16 protein-coding genes are annotated in these 21,878 nt (G+C 75.3%); 10 read left to right on the top strand and 6 right to left on the bottom strand.

Annotated elements, in window-relative coordinates; translation table 11 throughout:
• Nucleotides 1–122: 122 nt before the first annotated feature.
• The 4 genes from QK442_RS26100 to QK442_RS26115 all read left to right on the top strand — a co-directional run bounded on the left by QK442_RS26100 (nucleotide 123) and on the right by QK442_RS26115 (nucleotide 7,893).
• Nucleotides 123–1,652: a hypothetical protein gene (locus tag QK442_RS26100; RefSeq protein WP_282696507.1), complete on the top strand. Its 1,530-nt coding sequence runs from the start codon at nucleotides 123–125 to the stop codon at nucleotides 1,650–1,652.
• On the top strand, nucleotides 1,649–2,257 hold the full coding sequence (locus QK442_RS26105; protein ID WP_282696508.1) for a hypothetical protein: 609 nt from the start codon (nucleotides 1,649–1,651) through the stop codon (nucleotides 2,255–2,257). The genes QK442_RS26100 and QK442_RS26105 overlap by 4 nt, the downstream gene beginning before the upstream one ends.
• The gene (locus QK442_RS26110) at nucleotides 2,254–3,177 is read left to right on the top strand and encodes a hypothetical protein (RefSeq protein ID WP_282696509.1); all 924 of its coding nucleotides are present in this window, start codon (nucleotides 2,254–2,256) and stop codon (nucleotides 3,175–3,177) included. The genes QK442_RS26105 and QK442_RS26110 overlap by 4 nt, the downstream gene beginning before the upstream one ends.
• A 90-nt stretch (nucleotides 3,178–3,267) precedes the next feature.
• Entirely contained in the window at nucleotides 3,268–7,893 is a 4,626-nt protein-coding gene (locus QK442_RS26115) for a hypothetical protein (RefSeq protein ID WP_282696510.1), read from the top strand.
• A gap of 60 nt (nucleotides 7,894–7,953) precedes the next feature.
• Here QK442_RS26115 and QK442_RS26120 read toward each other — a convergent pair whose 3' ends face one another.
• Entirely contained in the window at nucleotides 7,954–8,313 is a 360-nt protein-coding gene (locus QK442_RS26120) for a hypothetical protein (RefSeq protein ID WP_282696511.1), read from the bottom strand.
• A gap of 457 nt (nucleotides 8,314–8,770) precedes the next feature.
• Between QK442_RS26120 and QK442_RS26125 the strand changes: the two genes are divergently transcribed.
• From QK442_RS26125 to QK442_RS26140, 4 genes are read left to right on the top strand one after another with little or no spacing between them, the layout of a single operon-like run.
• Nucleotides 8,771–11,722, top strand: a complete 2,952-nt coding sequence (locus tag QK442_RS26125; protein WP_282696512.1) for a nitrate- and nitrite sensing domain-containing protein — start codon at nucleotides 8,771–8,773, stop codon at nucleotides 11,720–11,722.
• Nucleotides 11,719–12,162: a roadblock/LC7 domain-containing protein gene (locus QK442_RS26130; protein ID WP_282696513.1), complete on the top strand. Its 444-nt coding sequence runs from the start codon at nucleotides 11,719–11,721 to the stop codon at nucleotides 12,160–12,162. The genes QK442_RS26125 and QK442_RS26130 overlap by 4 nt, the downstream gene beginning before the upstream one ends.
• 10 nt (nucleotides 12,163–12,172) lie before the next feature.
• Nucleotides 12,173–12,625 (top strand): DUF742 domain-containing protein, encoded by a 453-nt coding sequence (locus QK442_RS26135; protein ID WP_282696514.1) that lies wholly within the window; start codon nucleotides 12,173–12,175, stop codon nucleotides 12,623–12,625.
• Nucleotides 12,606–13,211, top strand: coding sequence for an ATP/GTP-binding protein (locus tag QK442_RS26140; protein WP_282696515.1), 606 nt, complete (start codon nucleotides 12,606–12,608; stop codon nucleotides 13,209–13,211). The genes QK442_RS26135 and QK442_RS26140 overlap by 20 nt, the downstream gene beginning before the upstream one ends.
• A gap of 30 nt (nucleotides 13,212–13,241) precedes the next feature.
• Here QK442_RS26140 and QK442_RS26145 read toward each other — a convergent pair whose 3' ends face one another.
• The 3 genes from QK442_RS26145 to QK442_RS26155 all read right to left on the bottom strand — a co-directional run bounded on the left by QK442_RS26145 (nucleotide 13,242) and on the right by QK442_RS26155 (nucleotide 15,808).
• Nucleotides 13,242–14,399 carry a lipid-transfer protein gene (locus QK442_RS26145; RefSeq protein WP_282696533.1) on the bottom strand — a complete coding sequence of 386 codons (1,158 nt, stop codon included), beginning with the start codon at nucleotides 14,397–14,399 and terminating at the stop codon, nucleotides 13,242–13,244.
• Nucleotides 14,400–14,425: 26 nt separating this feature from the next.
• Entirely contained in the window at nucleotides 14,426–14,914 is a 489-nt protein-coding gene (locus tag QK442_RS26150) for a zinc ribbon domain-containing protein (RefSeq protein WP_282696516.1), read from the bottom strand.
• 81 nt (nucleotides 14,915–14,995) lie between these two features.
• Entirely contained in the window at nucleotides 14,996–15,808 is an 813-nt protein-coding gene (locus tag QK442_RS26155; protein ID WP_282696517.1) for a M15 family metallopeptidase, read from the bottom strand.
• Nucleotides 15,809–15,868: 60 nt separating this feature from the next.
• Here QK442_RS26155 and QK442_RS26160 point away from each other — a divergent pair, with 60 nt between their 5' ends.
• Nucleotides 15,869–16,387 carry an NUDIX domain-containing protein gene (locus QK442_RS26160; RefSeq protein WP_282696518.1) on the top strand — a complete coding sequence of 173 codons (519 nt, stop codon included), beginning with the start codon at nucleotides 15,869–15,871 and terminating at the stop codon, nucleotides 16,385–16,387.
• 24 nt (nucleotides 16,388–16,411) lie between these two features.
• Here QK442_RS26160 and QK442_RS26165 read toward each other — a convergent pair whose 3' ends face one another.
• Together QK442_RS26165 and QK442_RS26170 are read right to left on the bottom strand one after the other, a co-directional pair.
• Nucleotides 16,412–17,221, bottom strand: coding sequence for a DUF4253 domain-containing protein (locus tag QK442_RS26165; protein WP_282696519.1), 810 nt, complete (start codon nucleotides 17,219–17,221; stop codon nucleotides 16,412–16,414).
• Between the two features lie 51 nt (nucleotides 17,222–17,272).
• The gene (locus QK442_RS26170) at nucleotides 17,273–19,657 is read right to left on the bottom strand and encodes a TIM-barrel domain-containing protein (RefSeq protein WP_282696520.1); all 2,385 of its coding nucleotides are present in this window, start codon (nucleotides 19,655–19,657) and stop codon (nucleotides 17,273–17,275) included.
• Nucleotides 19,658–19,870: 213 nt separating this feature from the next.
• On the opposite strand from QK442_RS26170, the gene QK442_RS26175 reads away from it, so the two are divergent.
• Nucleotides 19,871–21,850, top strand: coding sequence for an acetoacetate--CoA ligase (locus tag QK442_RS26175; protein ID WP_282696521.1), 1,980 nt, complete (start codon nucleotides 19,871–19,873; stop codon nucleotides 21,848–21,850).
• The last annotated feature ends 28 nt before the right edge of the window (nucleotides 21,851–21,878 follow it).

Below are 21,878 nucleotides of genomic sequence, written 5' to 3' on the forward strand. Positions count from 1 at the left end.
GCGGAGGGTACTGCCAGGGACAGGGCCGGGACGGCGGTGGAGGGTACCGCTCGGGAGAAGGCCGGGACGGCGGTTTCCCGCCGTTTCGACCCATGTCAGTGCGAGGACCTACTCTGTGCACCGTGACTTCGCCTGCCTCGACGGACCTTGCTCCGCCCCAGCTAAGCGCGGGGCCGCGCCCCGCGCAGGGGCCGGCCGCCGACGAAGGGCTCGCGCGGCGCCTGCGCGCGCTCGCCTGCACCGCGCCGCTGCACGACCTCGACGCGCGCAAGGCCAACCTCGCCGGCGAGTACACGGTCTACGCGATGGCCGAGGTCGCCCTCGCCGCGATCGACCTCGTCACGCTCCACATGGACTTCGACACCGGCGCCGACCACGACCAGGTCGTCGCCCGGCTGCTGCCCCGTGTCGCCGCCCAGGCCCCGGAGCGCCCCGCCGCCGAGCACGAGCGCGTGGCCCGCTGGGTGCTTGAGAACCTGATCAACGTCGGCAGCGTCGACCGCGGCTTCCGTGCGGTCTACGGCACCTTCGGCCCCGACGGCGTGTACGTCCGCAGGGACTACGACTTCAAGCTCGTCGAGGAGGTCCCGGGCTACGGCGGCACCGTCTGCCTCCGGACCACCGACGAGGCGGTCAACGTGCTGGTCGGCGCCCTCGACACCGACGTCACCAGCGCCCAGATCGCCGCCGAGGTGAAGCTGGAGGTCCTGATCAGCCGGGGCCGCCTCGCCGACGCCCAGCTCGCCGCCGAACAGGCCCGCTACCGGACCGTCCAGTACGCCGAGACCCTCCGCAAGACCCTGGAGGCCACCCGGCGCAACGTGCGCGCGGTGGACTGGCTCAACAGCGTCCCCGACATGATCGCCGAGGCGCTCGACCACGTCGCCGACCGCTACCGCCACGAGAACGCGATCCTGACCAACATCCGCAAGGCCCGCGACGAGGCCGAGGACCCCGAGCACAAGCGCCGCGCCGCCGAGCTGGTCGACATCGTCAAGGACTGCATCCGGCGCCACACCCAGCTCCAGTCCCGGCTCCTGGAGGCCGGCCCGCTGTTCCGCGCCGAGCAGGACCGGCAGGCCTTCGCCACGCCCACCCGCTACACCGGCCTCGACCTGTACGGACAGCTCGTCGCGCCCGTGCTGCCGCTCCCCGTCGAGCGGGCCACCCGGGTCACCGACGCCTTCTTCGCGCGCGGCACCGGTCTGCGCACCCCCTCCTCCGTCCGCCTCGGCGACCTCGTGGACCTGCTGCTCACGCCGCCCGTCGAGCGCGAGCACCTCGGCGCGGAGATGCCCGAACCGGACCTGATCGCCACCCCGGACGACTCCCGCTTCAGCGAGCGCCAGCTCGCGGACGCGCTCGCCCTCCTCGACCTGGAGCACGACGCCCCGCGCCGGCTCTCCGGGCTGCTCGCCGACGCCCGCGCCACCGGCGGCGAGGACCTCGCCTACCTGGTGGCCCTGCTCGCCGTCCACGCCGCCAGCCCCCCGGTCGGCACCGCCTACCGCCAGGGCGAGGAGCGCCTGCTCTTCGCCGTCGACGACGGCACCCCGCTCGACGACCCCGGCTTCGGAGGCGCCGACCTCATCGTCGGCACCGCGCTCCTCGACGCCGTCGGCATGGCCGCCGACCGTACGGAGGCGACGTGACGTACGCCCCCGACGCCACCTCCTCCACCGACCCCGGCCGCGAACCCCACCCGCGCCGCCACCCCGCACGCGCCACCCGCGCATGGCTCCCGAAGCCCACCGCCCCGGCGACGGCACCCACCGCCGGCCCCGCGGCACCCCCCGCGGCCACCGAGCCGACGGCCCCGGCCACCGAGCCGCCCCCGGCCGCCGGACCGAGTGAGCCGGCCACGCCCGCCGCCCCGGCCGTCACCGTCCCCGCCCCGCCCGAGGCGCCCGAGCCCGAAACCCTCGCGCCCGAGCCCCCTGCCTCCCCCGGCCCCCGTCTCCTGGCGCCCTTCGTGGACTCGCCCGTCGGGGCGGGGGCGGAGGACGGGCCCGGTGACCGGCCCCGGCTCGGGGCCGTGTCCCTGCCGGAGGCGCCCCGGGCCGCCGCGCGGCGCCGCGGGCTGCCCGCGGTCCGCGCCGTACGGCTCGGGACGCCCGGGGAACCGCCGCCCGCACCCGCACCGGACGAGGCGCCCGCGCCGCCCGCCGCCGTCACCCCCGTGCCGCTGCCCCTGCCCCGGGCCGCCGACACCGCCGCCGTACCGAACGCGAGCCGTACCGAGGAGCCCCAGCCGTGAGCGACAACGCCGTCCAGCACACCGAGTACGCCGAGTACCCGGACGCGTGGAGCGAGCAGGAGTCCCCCCGGCCCCCCGCCCCGGCCCCGGGGACCGCCGCGGTCACCCCCGCCGACGCCGCCGACGCCGCGCGGCTCGTCTCCTTCGGGCTCCAGCCCAAGTTGCTGCCCGCCCGGGACGCCGAGTACGCCGAACTGCTCCGCCGCTACCAGGAGGACCCCGCCTTCGCGCGGCTCGCCGACGCCGTCGCGACCGGCCTCGGCCTGATCGTCCTGGAGGTCTCCCCGCGCGCCGGCATGGCCGTCACCGCCGGCGAGGACTCCGTCTTCGCCGTCCGCATGGGCGACTACGCGCGTCGCGCCCACACGGACTCCGCCGACCGCTTCCTGCACGGCCTCGCCCACCTCGCCGTCGCCGCCATGGCCTTCCCGCGCCCCGAGGACCTGGCCGACGACGCCTACATCGGCCGCCTCACCGTCAACGGCGTGGACTCCTTCGTCCGCCAGGCCTGTCTGCGCCTGCAGCAGCGCGCGGAGGAGCAGGGTGAGAACACCGACCCGGCCTCCGACGCCCCCGGCCTGGAGGCCGCCTGGCGGATCTGGTCCCGCCGTTCCACCACCGGTGCCACCAAGGACGCCCGCCGACTCGCCGGCTCCACCACCGGCATCGTCGCCAAGGCCGTCGCCTTCCTCACCGACTCCGGCTTCCTCCAGCGCACCGGGGACGAGGGCGGCGGCTCCTACCGCACCACCGCCCGCTACCAGCTCCAGGTCCGCGACATGGCCGGCTCCGCCGCCCTGGCCGAGCTCCTGGACCTCGGGATCGTCCCCGTCAGCGACGGCACCGCCACCCTCGTCCCGCCGCCCGAGGGCGACGACCTCGACCTCGCCGCCGACGCCGGCCTGCCCTTCCACGCGTAACCCATCATCCCGTCGCACCCCGCCCCGCGCGGCGCCGTCCCCGCCGCGCAACCGAACTTCCCGAGCACGAGAGCACGAGAGTCCCTCGCCATGTACGAGCTGTCCCGGGTCCGCCTCTACTCCATCGGCCCCGCCGGCGCCCGCTACGCCGACACCGTCCTGGACCTGCGCGGCGTCGGCGCCCCCGTGCCGAACCCCGCCCCCACCCAGGCGGAGTTCTTCGAGGAGGAGCCCGTCGGACCGCCGCGCCGCCCCGCCCCGGCGGGCGTGCTCTTCCTGGAGAACGGCGGCGGCAAGTCCGTCCTCCTCAAGCTGATCTTCTCGGTGATGCTCCCGGGCCACCGCAACACCCTGGGCGGCGCCAGCTCCGGCGTGCTCCGCAAGTTCCTGCTCGCCGACGACTGCGGTCACGTCGCCCTGGAGTGGCAGCACACCCTGACCGGCGAGCTCGTCGTCGTCGGCAAGGTCAGCGAGTGGCGCGGCCGCCAGGTCTCCAACGACCCGAGGAAGTTCGCCGAGGCCTGGTACTCCTTCCGCCCGGGCCCCGGCCTCAGCCTGGACAACCTGCCGGTCGCCGAGGCGACCTCCGTCCGGCCCGCCGCCGAGGGCTCCTCCGGCGCCACCGGCCGCCGCCGCACCATGAAGGGCTTCCGCGACGCCCTCACCGAGGCCGGCAAGGCGTATCCGCACCTCGACGTGGTGTGGGAGGAGATCCACGACCGCTGGAACGAGCACCTGGGCGAGCTCGGCCTCGACCCCGAACTCTTCCGCTACCAGCGCGAGATGAACGCCGACGAGGGCGAGGCCGCCGGCCTCTTCGCGGTCAAGAAGGACTCCGACTTCACCGACCTGCTGCTGCGGGCCGTCACCGACACCCGCGACACCGACGGCCTCGCCGACCTCGTCGGCGGCTTCGGCAACAAGCTCGGCCGCCGCGCAGAACTCACCGCCGAACGCGACTTCACCGCCGGCTCCGTCGACCTCCTGAACCGCATCGTCGACGCGGCCGGAACCCGGTCCCACGCGCGCGAGGTGCACGCCGCCGCCGAGCGCCGCACCCGCACCCTCGCCCGCCGGCTCTCCGGCCGCGCCGCAGGGGAACGCGCGCGTGCCGCCGAACTGGCCCAGCAGGTCACCTCCGCCGGACACGCCGTCTCCGAGGCCGAGACCGCCCGCGAGCGCAGCGCGCTGATCGCCGCCGAACTCGCCTACCGGCACGCCTCCCTGGCGCTCGCCGCCGCCGAGAAGGGCGCCGCCTCGCAGCGCCGCGAGCTCATCGAGGCCCGCACCCTGCACTCCGCCTGGCAGGCCGCCGAATCGGTGCTCCGCCACCGCGCCGCGAGCGACCGCTCCGCACGCGTGGCCGCCGCCATCCGCGAGGCCGAGCGCGACGCCGCCCCGGCCCTCGCCGCCCGAGCCAAGGCCGCCGCCGACCTCGTACGGGCCCTGGCCGCCGCCGCCGAGGACGGCGAGCGCCACGCCGCCCAGGAGGAGGAACGGTCCACCGTCCTCCAGGAGGCGAGCGAGGCCGCCCACCGGGACGCCACCGCCGCCGCCACCGAGGCCCAGCGCGCCCGCAGCGAGGCCGGCCACCTCCGCCAGCGCCTCGCCGAGGTCGAGCAGGAGACCGCCGAGGCCGTCCGGGCCGGCTGGCTCGACGACTCCGCCCCCGACGCCGACCCGGCCCGCGCCGCCCTCGCCGCCTCCGACGCCGAGAAGACCACCGTCGCCGCCTGGGACGCCGCCCGCGAGCTGGCCCGCACCGCGAGCGAGCGGGCCCGCGAGGCCGCCGCCGCCGAGTCCCGCGCCGAACTCGCCGCGGCCCGCGCCGCCGACGCCGCCGAGGCCGCCGGCCACGCCTACGACGCCGAGCGCCGCGCCGCCGAGGCCCTGGCCGCAGAGGAACGCCTCGCCGAACTCCTCGGCCTGCCCGACTCCGGCACCCCGAGCCCGGAGGACGACGCGACGGCCGGGGCCGGTGCCCAGACGCCGCTCTCCGCCACCGACTTCGACCGGTACGCCGACGAGTTGCGCCGCCTGCTCGACGGCGCCGTCTCCTCCGCCGAGCGCCACCTCTTCGACCTGCGGACGGCCGCCGCCGACGACGCCCGCATCCTCGGCGCCCTCGGCGACGGCGGCCTGCTGCCGCCCGGCCCCGACGTCCTCGCCACCGTCGAGTTCCTCGGCGAGCACGGCATCCCCGCCCTCCCCGGCTGGCGCTACCTCGCCCAGTCCGTCGACCCCGTCGACCACGCGCGGGTGCTCGCCGCCCGCCCCGAACTCGTCGACGGCGTCGTCATCACCGACCCCGTCTCCTACGGGCGGGCCCGCGAGGTCCTCGGCTCGGCCGCCCTGCTGCCCCGCTCCGCCGTCGCCGTCGGCACCGCCGCCGCCCTCCTCGCCCCCGTACCGGCCCAGGACACGGACGACGACACCGGGGTCTTCCTCGTACCGCCGAACCCGGCCATGCACGACGAGCACGCCGCCGACGAGGAGCGGCAGGCGCTGCGCGCGCGTGCCGCCGCCCGCGACGAGGAGATCCGCGCCCTCGCCGCCCGGCTCGCCGGCGACCGCGCCCTCGCCGCCCGGATCGGCGCCTGGCGCGCCGACTGCCCGCCCGGCATGCTCACCGAGCTCGCGGCCGCCGCCGCCACCGCCCGCGAGGCCGCCGAGACCGCCGCCCGGACCCTCGACGAGGCCCGGGCCGCCCGCGCGGAGGCCGAGGAGACCGCCGCCGAGGCCCGCGCCGTCCGCGACGAGCGCCAGGAGGCCGCCCAGCGCGCCCGCCGGGTCGCCGACGCCCTCGCCGGCCTCGCCTTCCGGCTCCGCGAGCGCTCCGCCTGGCAGGCCAGGCTCCGCGAGCTCGCCGACGACGCCGCCGAGGCCGAGGCCCGCGCCCAGACCTGCCTGGAGCGCGCGCGTGCCGCCGACGAGGACCGCCGGGCCGCCCAGCGCGCCGCCGACGACGCCCACCGCACCGCCCGCGCCCTGCGCGCCGAGCGCGCGGAGATCGCCGGCGCCCCCGAGCAGCTGCCGGAGGAGGACGCCGACGCGCCCCGCACCGCGCTCCCCACCCTCCGCGAGGCCTACCGGGCCGCCTCCCAGGTGTACGAGAAGGTCGGCGTCGGCGCCGACCTGCGGGCCGAGCAGGCCCGCGCCGAGAGCGACGAGTCCGCCGCCCTCGCCGAACTGGACCGGCTCACCAACAAGGTCCGCACCCGCGCCGAACAGCTCCTGGAGTCCACCGACGGCGCCGACGGCCCGTCCCGGCAGGCCGCCGCGGCCCGCGCCGAGTCCCTGGTGCAGATGCTGGAGTCCCGCGCCTCCGAGGCGAGCGAGAAGCTCGGCCGGCTGCGCGGCGAGGCCGAGCGGCTTGCCCCCGAGGACGGCGGGGCCCACACCGAGCTGCCCGAGGAGCTGGTCCCGGCCGACGCCGACCGGGCGCAGGCCCTGCTGCGTACCGCGAGCGCGGAACTCGCCGCCCGCAGCGACGCCCTGGACGCCGCCCGCGCCGCCCACACCGGGCTGCTGCGCGACCACCGGGCCGCCGAGGACGCGGCCGGCGGCTTCGACGAGACGGCCGCGCTCCTGCGCGACCTGCTGCGCGACCACGCGGAGGAGGAGCCCGAGGAGCAGGAGCCGTACCCCGGCTCCCTGGAGGAGGCCCGGACCGCGGCCGGCGAGGCCCGGCGGGCGCTGCGCGCCTGCACCGCCGAGCTGTCCGCCGCCGACGCCGCCGTCCGCGAGGCGAGCGACATCCTCGTCCGGCACGCCAACTCCACCCGCTACGAGCAGGTCCGCACCCCGGCCCGGCAGCAGATCCGCGAGCTGCCCGCCTCGGCGCTGCCCGAGCACGCCGCCAAGTGGGCCGAGGCCTTCGCCCCGCGCCTGCGCGTCCTCACCGACGAGCTGGCCCAGCTGGAGCGCAACCGCGACTCGATCGTGGACCGGCTGCGCGGCCTCGTGGAGACCTCGCTCGCCACCCTCCGCTCCGCCCAGCGGCTCTCCCGGCTCCCGGAGGGCCTGGGGGAGTGGTCGGGCCAGGAGTTCCTGCGGATCCGCTTCGAGGAGCCCGACCAGGCCACCCTCACCGAGCGGCTCGGCGAGGTCGTCGACGAGGCGACCCGCGCCGCCGTGCGGAAGAACTCCGACCTGCGCCGCGACGGCATGTCGCTGCTGCTGCGCGGCGTGCAGGCGGCGCTCGAACCGAAGGGCGTCGCCGTCGAGATCCTCAAGCCGGACGCGGTGCTGCGCGCCGAGCGGGTGCCGGTCGGGCAGATGGGCGACGTCTTCTCCGGCGGCCAGCTGCTCACCGCGGCCATCGCCCTGTACTGCACGATGGCGGCGCTGCGCTCCAACGACCGGGGCCGGGACAAGCACCGGCACGCGGGCACGCTGTTCCTCGACAACCCGATCGGCCGGGCCAACGCCACGTACCTGCTGGAGCTCCAGCGGGCCGTGTCGGACGCGCTCGGCGTCCAGCTGCTCTACACCACCGGTCTCTTCGACACCACGGCCCTCGCCGAGTTCCCGCTGGTGATCCGGCTGCGCAACGACGCCGACCTGCGGGCAGGACTGAAGTACATCAGCGTCGAGGAGCACCTGCGCCCCGGCCTGCCGCAGCCGGCCGCCGAGGGCGAGACGATCCACGGCGAGATCACGGCGACCCGGATGTTCCGCCGCCACCAGGACGAGGAGGCGCCGGCGGCGCTGTAGACGCGGGAGCGGCCCGGACCCCCACCGGGGATCCGGGCCGCTCGTGTCCTGCCGGGCGGCTCAGGCGACCCGCTCCTCCGCGACCCGCTCCTCCGCGACCCGCTCGCGCCCCGCGGCGTACGCGGTGCTGCTCGGCTCGGAGACCACGCCGTTGCGCTGGCGCCAGACCTGGCGGGTGATCCAGATGTCCAGCACGCTCCAGGTGGCCACGACCGTCGCGACCACGGCCGCGATCGTCATCGGAAAGGCCAGCCAGGAGCCGGTGACCGAGGTGAGGAAGGCGACCACGGCCAGGATGATCGTCACCGACGCGACCATCACCGCCCGCACCGCCGCGTTCCGCACCGGGTCCGGCATCCTCCGCCGGCCGCGCTCGTCCTCCACCCACAACGGACGCGTGGTCCGCGCCTCGTCTTCCATGTCCTGTCACTCCCCACCGCACGACGCTCCCAGGGGTGGCTGCCCGGTTCCGGCGGTTCTACACGGCGCGCACGGTCGGCGCGCGACCCACCCGGCCACGGGCAGGGCGTTCCCCCGTACTTCATGACGCTCCGGACAGGGGAAAGGTTGCCCCGCATCACCCGGCACCGCGAGCGGAACGAATGATTCCAGCCAATGCGGGCAGGGCGGGAAATGGTGCACCGTCAAGTGTCCTGCGCCACAGTGGCCGATCCGAACTCCTGGAATACCAGGACATCTCATGATCAACGCTCACTCGACAGGCTGAAAATCGCCCAGACGCACCTTCGAGAAGGTCGCGATGCAGTAGTAGGCTCGCGCCGCCGTTTGTTGAAACCGAAGGTTGACGCGCCGTGTTGACGCGGCGAAGCCGTTCGAGGGACCTCCGCGGCCACGGAGGCCGTACATGGGGGAGGCCATGCGCTTTCGCGGGAAGTCCATCCGCAGGAAGATCGTGGCGCTGCTCCTCGTACCGCTCGTCTCCCTCACCGGCCTCTGGGGCTTCGCCACCGTCCTCACCGGACGCGAGGCCGACCAGCTCCTCGACGTCGGCTACATCGTCGACAAGGTCGGCTACCCCCTGGAGGACACGGCCCGGGTCATCCAGCTCGAACGCCGCCAGTCCCTCGTCTACCTGGCGGACCCGCGCGGCACCGAGGCCCTGCCCCAGCTCCGCGAGGCCCGCCTCGCCACCGACCGCCAGATCGCCCGCATCCGCGCCAACGCCGAGGACCCCGGCGTGCGCGAGGAGATGCGCCCGGTCACCACCCAGAAGCTCAACTCGCTGCTCACCGCCTTCGGCGAGCTCGAATCCCTGCGCCGCTCGGTCGAGCGGCGCGACGTCGGCCGGCTCCAGGCCCTGGAGTTCTACAACCGGCTCGTCGACCCCTGCTACAGCTTCCTCGTCACCCTCCACGCCCTGGAGAACGTGGAGATGGACAAACAGGGCCGCGCCCTCGTCGGCATCACCCGTGCCCGCGAACTCCTCTCCCGCGAGGACGCCCTCGTCCTCTCCGCGCTCGTCGCCGACCGGGTCACCGCCGAGGAGATCCGGGCCGTCTCCGACCTCGTCGCCGGCCGCAAGCAGTACTACGAGGTCAACCTCGAACTCCTCCCCGCCGCCGAACGGCAGCACTACGAGCAGTACTGGCGCGGCCCCGAGACCTCGGCCCTGCGCACGGCCGAGGAGGCCTTCATCGAGGCGGGACCGACCGAGCGGCCGCGGGCCGTCACCGCCGCCTACTGGCAGGACGAGGCCAGCCCCGTCCTCGACGAGCTCGCCCGCCGGAACACCGCCGCCGGCGACCGCTACCAGGACCGCGTCCAGCCCGCCGCGTACAGCGTCCTGCTCAAGGCGGGCATCGCCGGCGTCCTCGGCTTCCTCGCGCTCCTCGCCTCCGTCGGCATCTCGGTCCGCGTCGGCCGCTCCCTCATCCGCGACCTGCGCCGCCTCCAGAAGGAGTCCCAGGAGGTCTCCGGCGTCCGCCTGCCCAGCGTCATGCGCCGCCTCGCCGCAGGCGAGCACGTCGACGTCGAGACCGAGGTCCCCCGCCTGAAGTACGGCGAGGACGAGGTCGGCCAGGTCGGCCAGGCCCTCAACACCCTCCAGCGCGCCGCCGTCGAGGCCGCCGTCAAGCAGGCCGACATGCGCCGGGGCGTCTCCGAGGTGTTCGTCAACCTGGCCCGACGCAACCAGGTCCTGCTCCACCGTCAGCTCACCCTGCTCGACACCATGGAGCGGCGCACCGAGGACACCGAGGAGCTCGCGGATCTCTTCCGCCTCGACCACCTCACCACCCGCATGCGCCGCCACGCCGAGGGCCTGGTGATCCTCTCCGGCGCCGCCCCCTCCCGTCAGTGGCGCAAGCCCGTCCAGCTCATGGACGTGGTCCGCGCCGCCGTCGCCGAGGTCGAGGACTACGAGCGGATCGAGGTCCGGCGGCTGCCCCGGCTCGGCGTCGGCGGCCCCGCCGTCGCCGACCTCACCCACCTCATCGCCGAACTCCTCGAGAACGCCACCGTGTTCTCGCCCCCGCACACCGCCGTCCAGGTCCTCGGTGAGCGCGTCGCCAACGGCTTCACCCTGGAGATCCACGACCGCGGTCTCGGCATGAGCCCCGAGGTCCTCCTCGACGCCAACCTGCGGCTCGCGGAGACCCCCGAGTTCGAGCTCTCCGACACCGACCGCCTCGGCCTCTTCGTGGTCAGCCGGCTCGCCCAGCGCCAGAACGTCCGCGTCTCGCTCCAGACCTCCCCGTACGGCGGCACCACCGCGGTCGTCTTCATCCCGGCCGCGCTGCTCACCGACGCCCCCGAGACCCACGGCGCGGGCTTCCGCCTCGACCGCAAGAGCCTGGACCCGCGCGCGGACGGCGACAGCCGAAACGGTTCCGCCGACGCCCGTACGGCCTCCGGGACGGCGGTCGGCCTCCTCGACGACAGCCCCCTGCCGCAGCGCCGCCCCGCCCTCGCGCGCGTGCCCGACCTCGCCGACCCCGCCGGGCCCCCGCCGGGCGCCGCGGAGGACCGGGCGCTCGCCCGCCCCCTGGACGGACCGGTCGAACTGGAGCCGCCGCTCGGCCCCGAGGACATCGGCACGCTCCTCGACCGCTCCGCCGACCTCCTCGACAGCGACAGCGAGCGCGGCGGTCTCTTCCGCCCCCAGAGCCGCCGCCCCGGCCTCGTCCCGGCCGGCGAACAGCACCAGCAGGCTCCCGACCGGACCCCCGGCCACGGCGGGGACGACCCGGCCGGCGAGGACGCCCACGGCGCGGTGCCGCTGCCGCGCCGCCGCCCGCCGACCCTGGTCGTCGACCACGGCCGCCGGCTCGACGAACCCGGCCGCGGCCATCCCGCTTCCGGCGGGGGCCGCCGCACCGGCCCCACCCTCGTCCCCGTACGTCCGGAAGGCACCGACGCACGCCCGCACAGCGCCGCCGCCGGTGCGGAAGACGCCGACGCCGATACGGCTCCGATGCCATCGGCCCGGGCAGAGGCCCCGCAGACCCCGGCCCCGCTCCCGGACCCCGAGCCGGTACGGGAGCCGGTACGGGAGCCGGACCGGGCCCCGTCCGGCGACGCCCCCGCGGCGCTCGACGGGCTCCCGCGCCGGGTCCGCCAGGCGAGCCTCGTGCCCCAGCTGCGCGAGCCCGACCGCCCGGACGGCACCGCGGGCGACGGCCGGGGCGGCGCGGAGACCACCGGACCGGACTCCTCCGGCTCCTCCGGGGACGACTTCGAGCGCGACGCCGAGGAGGTGCGGGCCCGCATGGCCGCCATGCAGCGCGGCTGGCAGCGCGGACGCCTGTACGGCTCAGGCCAGGACGACAGCACAGCACACGGAACGACACCCGAGGGGGACGGTCGATGACCGCACCGAACGCCGCAGCAAGCACCAGCAGCCCCGTCCACGGCAACGGCGAGCTGAACTGGCTCCTCGACGAGCTGGTCCAGCGCGTCGCCGCCATCCGCAAGGCCCTGGTGCTGTCCAGCGACGGCCTGCCCACCGGCGCGTCGAAGGACCTGAGCCGGGAGGACGGCGAGCACCTCGCCGCCGTCGCCTCCGGCTTCCACAGCCTCGCCAAGGGCGTCGGCCGCCACTTCGAGGCGGGCAGGGTCCGCCAGACCGTGGTCGAGCTGGAGGACGCCTTCCTCTTCGTCACCGCCGCGGGCGACGGCAGCTGCCTCGCCGTCCTCGCCGACGCCGACTCCGACGTGGGCCAGGTCGCCTACGAGATGACCCTCATGGTCAAGCGGGTCGGCATCCACCTCGGCACGGCCCCCCGGACCGGTCTGCCGACGGGAGGGTGAGCCGCCCCGCATGAGTGACGCAGCCGAGCGCGACCAGCCCGAGCCCGGCCGCCCCGACCGGGAAGCCCCCGGCCGGCGGACGGCCGCCCCCCACCACTGGTACGACGACGAGGCGGGGCCGGTCGTCCGCCCGTACGCGATGACCCGGGGCCGGACGAGCGCCGCCGACCGCCACCGGCTCGACCTCATCGCGGTGGTGGTCCCCGAGCCCGCCGCCGACGACCCCGGTCGCGACCAGACGCTCTCCCCGGAACACGTGGAGATCGTCGAACGCTGCTCCGAGCAGCCCCAGTCGATCGCCGAGCTCGCCGCAGGACTCGACCTCCCCGTCGGGGTGGTCCGCGTCCTGGTCGGCGACCTCGTCGACGAGGAACTCGTGCACGTGACCCGCCCCGTTCCGCCGGCCCAGCTGCCGGACGTGAGCATCCTCCGCGAGGTGATCAATGGCCTTCGGGCGCTCTAGCCGCAAGAAGAACCCCGTCGAGCCGGTGACCCTGAAGATCCTGGTCGCGGGCGGGTTCGGGGCCGGCAAGACGACGCTGGTCGGCGCGGTCAGCGAGATCCGGCCGCTGCGGACCGAGGAGGTCCTCACCGAGGCCGGCCGGCCGGTGGACGACCTGCACGGCGTCGAGTCCAAGACGACCACCACGGTCGCCATGGACTTCGGCCGGATCACGCTCCGCGAGGACCTCGTCCTCTACCTGTTCGGCACCCCCGGACAGGACCGCTTCTGGTTCCTCTGGGACGAGCTGGCCCAGGGCGCGCTCGGCGCGGTCGTGCTCGCCGACACCCGCCGTCTGGAGGACAGCTTCGCCGCCATCGACTACTTCGAGCGGCGCGGCATCCCCTTCACGGTGGCCGTCAACTGCTTCGAGGGCGCCCGCCGCTACCCGACGGAGACCGTGCGTACGGCGCTCGACCTCGACCCCGAGGTCGAGCTCGTGATGTGCGACGCCCGCGACCGCGAGTCGGTCAAGAACGTCCTCGTCGCCGTCGTCGAGCACGCCCTCGTCCTCGCCGACCGGGACCACGCGCCGGTCGCGCCCTGAACCGTACGGCTCAGGGCGCCCGCGCGCGGCTCAGCGCACCGCCACCACCGCCGACCCGTGCCCGAACAGGCCCTGGTTGGCGGTGATCCCGGCCCGCGCCCCCGGCACCTGCCGGTCGCCGGCCGTGCCCCGCAGCTGCCAGGTCAGCTCGCAGACCTGGGCGATCGCCTGCGCGGGCACGGCCTCCCCGAAGGAGGCGAGGCCACCGCTGGTGTTCACCGGCAGCGCGCCGCCGAGCCGGGTCACCCCGTCCCGGAGCAGCTTGGCGCCCTCCCCGGGCCCGCACAGGCCGATGTCCTCGTACCACTCCAGTTCCAGGGCCGTGGACAGGTCGTACACCTCGGCCAGCGACAGGTCCTCAGGGCCGAGCCCCGCCTCCTCGTACGCGGCCCGCGCGATCGAGGCGCGGAAGGTGTGCGGTGCGGGCGCGAGCGCGGCCGTCGAGTCGGTCGCGATGTCGGGCAGGTCGAGCACCGCCTTGGGGTAGGTGGGGGAGACCGTCGACACCGCCCGGATCCGCACCGGATCGGTGTGCCCGTGCCGCCGCGCGAAGTCCAGGCCGGACAGCACGAGCGCCGCCCCGCCGTCCGAGGTGGCGCAGATGTCGAGCAGCCGCAGCGGATCGGCGACCACGGCCGAGGCGGCGACCTCCCCGGGCGTCACCGCCTTCCGGTAGCGGGCCAGCGGGTTGAGCGCCCCGGCCGCCGCGTTCTTCACCTTGACCTGGGCGAAGTCCTCCATGGTGTCGCCGTACAGGGCCATCCGGCGGCGGGCGTAGAGCGCGAAGTACGCGGGGTTGGTGGCGCCCAGGACCCGGAACCGCAGCCAGTCCGGGTCGTCGGGCCGCTCCCCGCCGGCCGGCGCGAAGAAGCCCTTGGGGGTGGAGTCCGCGCCGACGACGAGGACCGCGTCGGCGAGCCCGGCCAGGATCTGCGCGCGGGCCGCGCCGATCGCCTGGGCGCCCGAGGCGCAGGCCGCGTACACGCTGGTGACCCGTGCCCCCTGCCAGCCGAGCGCCTGCGCGAAGGTCGCCCCGGCCACGTACCCGGGATAACCGCACCGCATGGTGTCGGCGCCGACAATGGATCCAATATCCGACCACTCCAGGCCCGCGTCGGCGAGCGCCGTGCGGGCGGCGGCCGTCCCGTACGAGACGAAGCTCCGCCCCCACTTGCCCCAGGGGTGCATCCCGGCCCCGATCACGGCGATGTCGTTCACGCGCGCCCCTCCCCGGCTCCGGACGCGTCCACGGACGTGTCCACGGGCCGCCACCGCCAGGTGGTCCACACGTGCTCGGCGTCCTCGTTCAGGACCCCGGGCACGACCTCGACCTCCATCCCCACCGCGAGGTCCGCGGTCCGCACGCCGGGCGCGGCCTGCCCGAGCACCACCATCCCCTCCGCCGCCAGCTCGACCGCGACGAGCGTGTACGGCTCCCAGGGCGCGTCCGGATCGGAGACGTACGGGGCGGGAGGCCGGTACCGCCCGTCGGTGTACGACCACACCCGCCCGCGCGGCGAGAGCGGGGTCTCGGCGAGCGAGCCGCCGCCCGGACAGACCGGGTTGCGGCAGGTGTCGTCCTCGCGCGGGAAGAACACCGCCGCGCAGGCCGAGCACCGGGTGCCGAGGAGCCGGAACTCCCCTTCCGGCACGGTGTCGTCGGTGAACCAGCCGGCCACCACCGGCCTGCGCGTCCGTGTCATCCCCGGCCTCCCGCATTGATCTGACGACCTGTCAGAATTCTGGCGACGAGTCTGGCACGGGCTTCCTGGAGGCGGAAGACGTCAGTGCCCGGCCACCGACCTGCGCGCCACCGGGAAGTCGAAGTACGTCGACGGGAACGGCTCCGGCCGGTAGGTGAAGTGCCACCACTCCTCCGGCAGGTTCCCGAACCCCTCCGCCGCCAGCACGCCCTTCAGCAGCTGCCGGTTGGCCCGCTGCTCACCCGTGATCCGCGGATCGTCGGTGTGCGAGAGCGTGTCGAAGCAGTCGTACCCGGTCCCCATGTCGACCGAGCTGTCCGGGAACCGCTCCTCACGCGGCCCGGTGCACGAGGTCAGCTCCTCGCCCGGCACGTACGCGCGCGTGGGAGTCGCCGGCAGCCGCACGAGGGTCAGGTCCACGGTCGACCCCCGGCTGTGCCCGGACCTCTCCGCGATGTACCCGTCCGCGAACAGCCGCTCCTTCTCCACCCGCGGATAGAACTCCGCCTTCATCCGCTCGTCCGCCAGGTCCTGCGCCCAACGCACGAAGTGGTCCACCGCCCGCTGCGGCCGGTAGCAGTCGTACACCTTCAGCGTGTAGCCCCGGGCCAGCAGCCGCGTCTGCGCCCGGCGCAGCGCCTCGGCCGCCGACCGGGTCAGCACGCACAGGGGCTGCCGGTAGCCGTCGATCGGCTCGCCCACGAAGTTGTGGGCCGTGGTGTACCGCATCTCCTGAAGGATCGTCCGGTCCACCGAGTCCAGCGCCACGAACTCCCGCGGCGCCTTCGGCTCCGGTGCGGCGACGGCGGGGAAGACGGCGGAGCCGGCGAACGCGAGCAGCGAGGCCGCGCCCGTGACGGCGAGGGCACGGAGCACAGAGGCAAGTCCAGTCATGCGCACCGGGTCTACCAGGTCCGCCCCCACCGGGAAACCCCATCGCGTACGGTCCCCCTCGTGACCGAAACCGCGCCCGTACCCCACTCCCACTGCTCGGCCTGCGGAGCCCCCTACCCCGCCGGCACCACCACCTGGCCCCGCACCTGTCCCGCCTGCGCCACCACCGCCTACCGCAACCCCCTCCCCGTCGCCGTCGCCCTCCTCCCCGTCACCGGCCCCGCCGGCACCGGCCTCCTCGCCGTCACCCGTGCCATCCACCCCGGCCACGGCGGCACCGCACTCCCCGGCGGCTTCATCGACCACGGCGAGGACTGGCGCACCGCCGTCGTCCGCGAACTCCACGAGGAGACCGGCCTCGACGCGAAGGCGAATGAGGTCCGCCTCGCCGACGTCCTCTGCTCCGGCGAACACCTCCTGGTCTTCGGCCTCCTCCCGCCCGTGACGGAGGCGTCCCTCCCCGCCTTCACCCCCACCCCGGAGACCTCCGCCCGCCTGGTCCTCCCGGAACCGCGCGAACTGGTCTTCCCCCTCCACACCGAGGCCACGAGGAAGTGGTTCGCGGGCGCGTACGCCTGACCCGGCTCCCGCCGCGACCGCCCCTCAGTCCCACCAGAAGGTCCACACGTCGGCTCCCACCAGCCGCTCGGCGTACGCGACGAGGTTCTGGGGGCGCGGGCCCTGCCACACGTTGTCGGGACAGAAGGCGAAGTGCTCGGCGGCGACGGGCAGCGCCTCCTCCAGGGTGGCCGGGGGAGCGGCGACGGAGAGCCGAAGGGTGTCGAAGCCGACCGCGAACACCCGCACCCCGAAGCGGCGTTCCCAGTCGCCGACGACCGCCGCGATCCGAGCCGTGTCGCTCTCGTGGTTGAGCGGCCCCGACCAGCCCACGACGGCGAGCGCCTCCGCCCCGGAGGTGGCCTCGACCAGACCCAGACGCGTGTCGGAGGCGGAGGACAGGAACGCCTCCGCGTGTTCGGCGGCCAGCCGGCCGGGGTCCTCCGCCGCTTCCTTGCCTGGTGCGAGGCCGGGCCACATCGCACCGTAGGGGGCGGTGAAGGCGAGCTCGTCCTCGTCCTCGTCGCCCTCGTCGCCCTCGTCAGCCGAGGTGCACGCCTCCCAGCACTCCGCGAGCACCGCCTCCGGATCGTGGTCGGCGGGGCGGGACACGTCCCCGGGGAACAGCTCCCCCGACGCCCACGGCCGGAAGTCCTCGCCCCCGTCCAGCGGTTCGAGCAGCAGCGGCCACAGGCCGGTCCGCGCGTGCGCGGCGCGTATCCGCCCCCACAGCCCGAAGGGCGCGGGCCCGTCGCTCAGCCACAACGGCCGTGCGCCACCCTCCCCTTCGTCGGTCGCGACCATGCGGCCGGCGGGAAGTCGGATGTCGTCGCCCAGCAGGGATTCAGGATGCATGCACCGGATGCTAGGCGAGGGGTCCGACAACCCCCGTCCCTCTCGCTCCCCTCACACGCCCCGCACCCGCACCGGTACCCCCGGCTCCACCGGCCCCTCCTCCGTCAGCCGCTCCATCACGACCCGGCCGTCCACGAGCCGTGACTGGTACCGCTCGATCTCCGCGGCCTCCCAGCCGTCGCCGGTGTCGCGGACGACGAGACCGCCGCCCGTCCGGCCCGCCGCGGGCGCCCACGCCTCCAGGGTGAGCTCCCCGTCCTCGCCCCGCACCGGCAGGACCGCGCCCGCGCGGGCCAGCACCGGCACGCGCGCGAGGGACGCGTCGAGGAGGACCTGGCCGGGGCCCTCGTACGCCGTGCCGGTCGCCGTGTCGTACCAGCGGCCGCGCGGCAGCCGCACCGCCCGCCGGTCCGCGCCCCGGTGCAGGACCGGCGCCACCAGGAGCGCGTCGCCCAGCAGGAAGGCGTCCTCGCACTCCCGCAGCGCCCGGTCCTCCGGCGTCCCCCACCACACCGGCCGCACATAGGGCGCGCCGGTCATCCGCGCGAGCCGGGCCAGGGTGACGAAGTACGGGTGCATCCGCTCGCGTTCGGCCAGCGCCACGCGCGCGTGCTCCAGTACCTCCGGGCCGAACTCCCACGGCTCCCGCCGCCCCGCGTCCAGCGCCGCGTGCGTCCGGAACAGCGGCAGCCACGCCCCCAGCTGGAACCAGCGCAGGAACAGCTCCGGCGACGGGCTCCCGTCGAAACCGCCGACGTCCGGGCCCGAGTACGGCACCCCGCACAGCCCGAGACCGAGCACCAGCGCGAGGGAGGCCCGCAGCCCCGGCCAGCCGGTGGCCACGTCGCCGGACCAGGTCCCCCCGTACCGCTGCATCCCCGCCCACCCCGCGCGCGTGAAGAGGAACGGCCGCTCCTCGGGCCGCAGCCGCCGCAGCCCCTCGTACCCGGCCCGGGCCATCAGGAGCCCGTACACGTTGTGCGCCTCCCGGTGGTCCCCGCCGCGCCCGTCCAGGTCGTGCCGGGCCGACCGGGGGAGCGTCGGATCGCCGAAGGGCGCGAACGAGACCGGCTCGTTCATGTCGTGCCACACGCCGGAGAAGCCCTGCCGGAGCCGCTCCTCGTACAGGCCGCCCCACCACTCCCGTACCGCCGGATCCGTGAAGTCCGGGAAGGCGCACTCCCCGGGCCACACCATCCCCCGCACCTCCTCGCCCCGCGCGTCCCGCACGAACGCCCCGGCCGCCCGCCCCTTCTCGTACAGCACGTTCCCCGGCTCCGCCGCCACCGCCGGGTCGACGATCGACACCAGCCGCACGCCCTGCCCCCGCAGCTCCTCCGCGAGCCCCGGCAGATCGGGGAACCGCTCCCGGTCCACCGTGAACACCCGGTGCCCGTCGTAGTGGTCGATGTCCAGATGGACCGCGGACAGCGGCAGCCCCCGCTCCCGGTACCCGGCCACCACCCGCCGCACCTCCGCCGCGCTGCCGAACCCCCAGCGCGCGTGCTGCGGCCCCAGCGCCCACGACGGCGGCAGCGCCGGCGCCCCGGTCAGCGCCGCCCAGTTGTGCAGCACGCGCGCGGGGGTGCCGACCACCACCCAGCAGCGCAGCGGACCGCCCTCCATCCGCACCTCGCTCGTGCCCGGCCGGTCGTGCCCGGACCCGGCCCCCTCCTCGCCCTCCGCGAGGGTCACCCGCCCGTCCCACGTGTTGTCGTGGAAGGCCAGGTGCGTCCCCGCGTCCGCGACCACGAACTGCACCGGCATCGTGATGTACAGCGGATCGTCCTCCGGCCCGAACCGGCCCTTCGGGTCCGTGTTCCACAGCCGGTACGAGCCGTCCCGCAGGCGCGGCCCCGCCGACCGACCGCCGAGCCCGAAGAACCGCGCGTCCGCCGGCACCTCGGCCCGCTGCACCCACCGCGCAGGCCCCCCGCCCACCGGCTCCCACCAGCGCGGCGGCAGGTCCCGCCGCAGCATCACCCCGCCCGGCGTACGGATCTCCACCGCCCCGTGCCGCGAGACCGCCACCGTCACCCGCTCCGACACCACCCGCCAGCCGCCGTCCGTGTCCGGCTCCAGGACCGCGCGCGGATCTGGCTCCGGCGCCGCGCCCGCCAGCGCGTACGAGGGCTCGGGCTCCGCCCCGTCCCACCCCCAGAAGACCGTGCCGCCCGCCGACACGCGCACCCGCAGCGAGGACCGGGCGAACCGCACGATCCCCCCGCCCGGCAGCGCCTCCGCCCCCTCCGCGAGGCCCGGCACCCGGGCCCGCTCCGCACCCCTCGGCGGCAGCGCCGACGCGTCCGCCCTCCGCCGCCGCCACGCCGTCAGCACCGTCCTGAGCCCCCGCGCCGACCCGAACACCCGCACCGACTCGAACACCCTCACCGCACCGAACACCTTCACCGAACGCACCCGTCCACGACCGTCCATGGCCGCCACCCTGCCACCCACCAGCGGCTTCACGAGCCCCGTTCAACTGTCGTTCACCCGTGGTGGGAGCACATGTTCAACCGGCCGCCCCCGGGCGGGCGGCCCTGGTGCGAAAGCCGCTCCCATGGCATCGTCCTGTCAGCCGCGTCACGCGCACACCCCCGCACGTGCGCGCGACACACGCCGACCCGCGTACAGCCAGGGAGCCACCCGATGACAACTGCGCCGACCGAGCCGACCGAGCCGCTCTGGCAGCCGGACGAGGAGCGCATCGCCCACGCCGCCGTCACCCGCTTCCAGGCGTGGGCCGCCGAACACCACGACGCCCCCGCCGACGGCGGGTACCCGGCCCTGCACCGCTGGTCCGTCGACGAGCTGGAGACCTTCTGGAAGGCCGTCGCCGAATGGTTCGACGTCCGCTTCTCCACCCCCTACGCGCGCGTGCTCGGCGACCGCTCGATGCCGGGCGCCGAATGGTTCCCCGGAGCCACCCTCAACTACGCCGAGCACGCCCTGCGCGCCGCCGCCGACCGGCCCCACGACACCGCGCTCCTCCACGTGGACGAGACCCACGAGCCGGCCCCGGTCACCTGGGCCGAGCTCCGCCGACAGGTCGGCTCGCTCGCCGCCGAGCTGCGCGCCCTCGGCGTCCGCCCCGGCGACCGCGTCAGCGGCTACCTGCCGAACATCCCCCAGGCCGTCGTCGCCCTGCTCGCCACCGCCGCCGTCGGCGCCGTCTGGACCTCCTGCGCCCCCGACTTCGGCGCCCGCTCCGTCCTCGACCGCTTCCAGCAGGTCGAACCGGTCGTCCTCTTCACCGTCGACGGCTACCGCTACGGCGGCAAGGAGCACGACCGCCGCGACACCGTCGCCGAGCTCCGCGCCGAACTCCCCACCCTCCGCGCCGTCGTCCACATCCCGCTCCTCGGCACCCCCGCCCCCGAGGGCGCCCTCGACTGGGCCGGCCTGGTCGCCGCCGACGTGGAACCGGTCTTCGAGCAGGTGCCGTTCGCCCACCCCCTGTGGGTCCTGTACTCCTCCGGCACCACCGGCCTGCCGAAGGCCATCGTCCAGTCCCAGGGCGGCATCCTGATCGAGCACCTCAAGCAGCTGGGCCTCCACTGCGACCTGGGCCCCGAGGACGTCTTCTTCTGGTACACGTCCACCGGCTGGATGATGTGGAACTTCCTCGTCTCCGGCCTCCTCACCGGCACCACCGTCGTCCTGTACGACGGCAGCCCCGGCTACCCCGACACCGCCGCCCAGTGGCGCGTCGCCGAACGCACCGGCGCCACCCTGTACGGCACCTCCGCCGCCTACGTGATGGCCTGCGCCAAGGCCGACGTCCACCCCGGCCGCGACTTCGACCTGTCCGCGGTGAAGTGCGTCGCCACCACCGGCTCCCCGCTGCCGCCCGACGGCTTCCGCTGGCTCCACGACGAGGTCCGCGAGGACCTGTGGATCGCCAGCGTCAGCGGCGGCACCGACGTCTGCTCCTGCTTCGCAGGAGCCGTCCCCACCCTGCCCGTCCACATCGGCGAGCTCCAGGCCGCGGGCCTCGGCACCGACCTCCAGTCCTGGGACCCGTCCGGCAAGCCGGTCATCGGCGAGGTCGGTGAACTCGTCGTCACCAACCCCATGCCGTCCATGCCGATCCACTTCTGGAACGACCCCGACGGCAGCCGCTACCGCGACAGCTACTTCGAGATGTTCCCCGGCGTGTGGCGGCACGGCGACTGGATCACGATCACCGACCGCGGCTCGGTCGTCATCCACGGCCGCTCCGACTCCACCCTCAACCGCCAGGGCGTGCGCATGGGCAGCGCCGACATCTACGAGGCGGTGGAGCGGCTCCCCGAGATCAGGGAAGCCCTCGTCATCGGCCTGGAGGAGCCGGACGGCGGCTACTGGATGCCGCTCTTCGTCCACCTCGCCGAGGGCGCGAGCCTCGACGACGAGCTGACCGACAGGATCAGGCGCACGATCCGCGCCGAACTGTCGCCCCGCCACGTCCCCGACGAGATCATCGAGGTCCCCGGCGTCCCGCACACCCTCACCGGCAAGCGCATCGAGGTCCCGGTCAAGCGACTCCTCCAGGGCACCCCCCTGGAGAAGGCCGTCAACCCGGGCTCGGTCGACAACCTCGACCTGCTGCGCTTCTACGAGTCCCTCGCGGCCGCCCGCCGGGGCTGACGCACGGAAAGGGGCGCCCCGCGTGGGG

This window comes from Streptomyces sp. CC208A (genome assembly GCF_030010625.1).
Lineage (GTDB): Bacteria > Actinomycetota > Actinomycetes > Streptomycetales > Streptomycetaceae > Streptomyces.

What these genes read in the sequence shown, in the direction of transcription:
- QK442_RS26115 (WP_282696510.1), top strand. Translation starts at nt 3,268, where the DNA reads ATGTACGAGCTGTCCCGGGTCCGCCTCTACTCCATCGGCCCCGCCGGC.
- QK442_RS26120 (WP_282696511.1), bottom strand. Translation starts at nt 8,313, where the DNA reads ATGGAAGACGAGGCGCGGACCACGCGTCCGTTGTGGGTGGAGGACGAG.
- QK442_RS26125 (WP_282696512.1), top strand. Translation starts at nt 8,771, where the DNA reads ATGCGCTTTCGCGGGAAGTCCATCCGCAGGAAGATCGTGGCGCTGCTC.
- QK442_RS26130 (WP_282696513.1), top strand. Translation starts at nt 11,719, where the DNA reads ATGACCGCACCGAACGCCGCAGCAAGCACCAGCAGCCCCGTCCACGGC.
- QK442_RS26135 (WP_282696514.1), top strand. Translation starts at nt 12,173, where the DNA reads ATGAGTGACGCAGCCGAGCGCGACCAGCCCGAGCCCGGCCGCCCCGAC.
- QK442_RS26140 (WP_282696515.1), top strand. Translation starts at nt 12,606, where the DNA reads ATGGCCTTCGGGCGCTCTAGCCGCAAGAAGAACCCCGTCGAGCCGGTG.
- QK442_RS26145 (WP_282696533.1), bottom strand. Translation starts at nt 14,399, where the DNA reads ATGCACCCCTGGGGCAAGTGGGGGCGGAGCTTCGTCTCGTACGGGACG.
- QK442_RS26150 (WP_282696516.1), bottom strand. Translation starts at nt 14,914, where the DNA reads ATGACACGGACGCGCAGGCCGGTGGTGGCCGGCTGGTTCACCGACGAC.
- QK442_RS26155 (WP_282696517.1), bottom strand. Translation starts at nt 15,808, where the DNA reads ATGACTGGACTTGCCTCTGTGCTCCGTGCCCTCGCCGTCACGGGCGCG.
- QK442_RS26165 (WP_282696519.1), bottom strand. Translation starts at nt 17,221, where the DNA reads ATGCATCCTGAATCCCTGCTGGGCGACGACATCCGACTTCCCGCCGGC.
- QK442_RS26170 (WP_282696520.1), bottom strand. Translation starts at nt 19,657, where the DNA reads ATGGACGGTCGTGGACGGGTGCGTTCGGTGAAGGTGTTCGGTGCGGTG.
- QK442_RS26175 (WP_282696521.1), top strand. Translation starts at nt 19,871, where the DNA reads ATGACAACTGCGCCGACCGAGCCGACCGAGCCGCTCTGGCAGCCGGAC.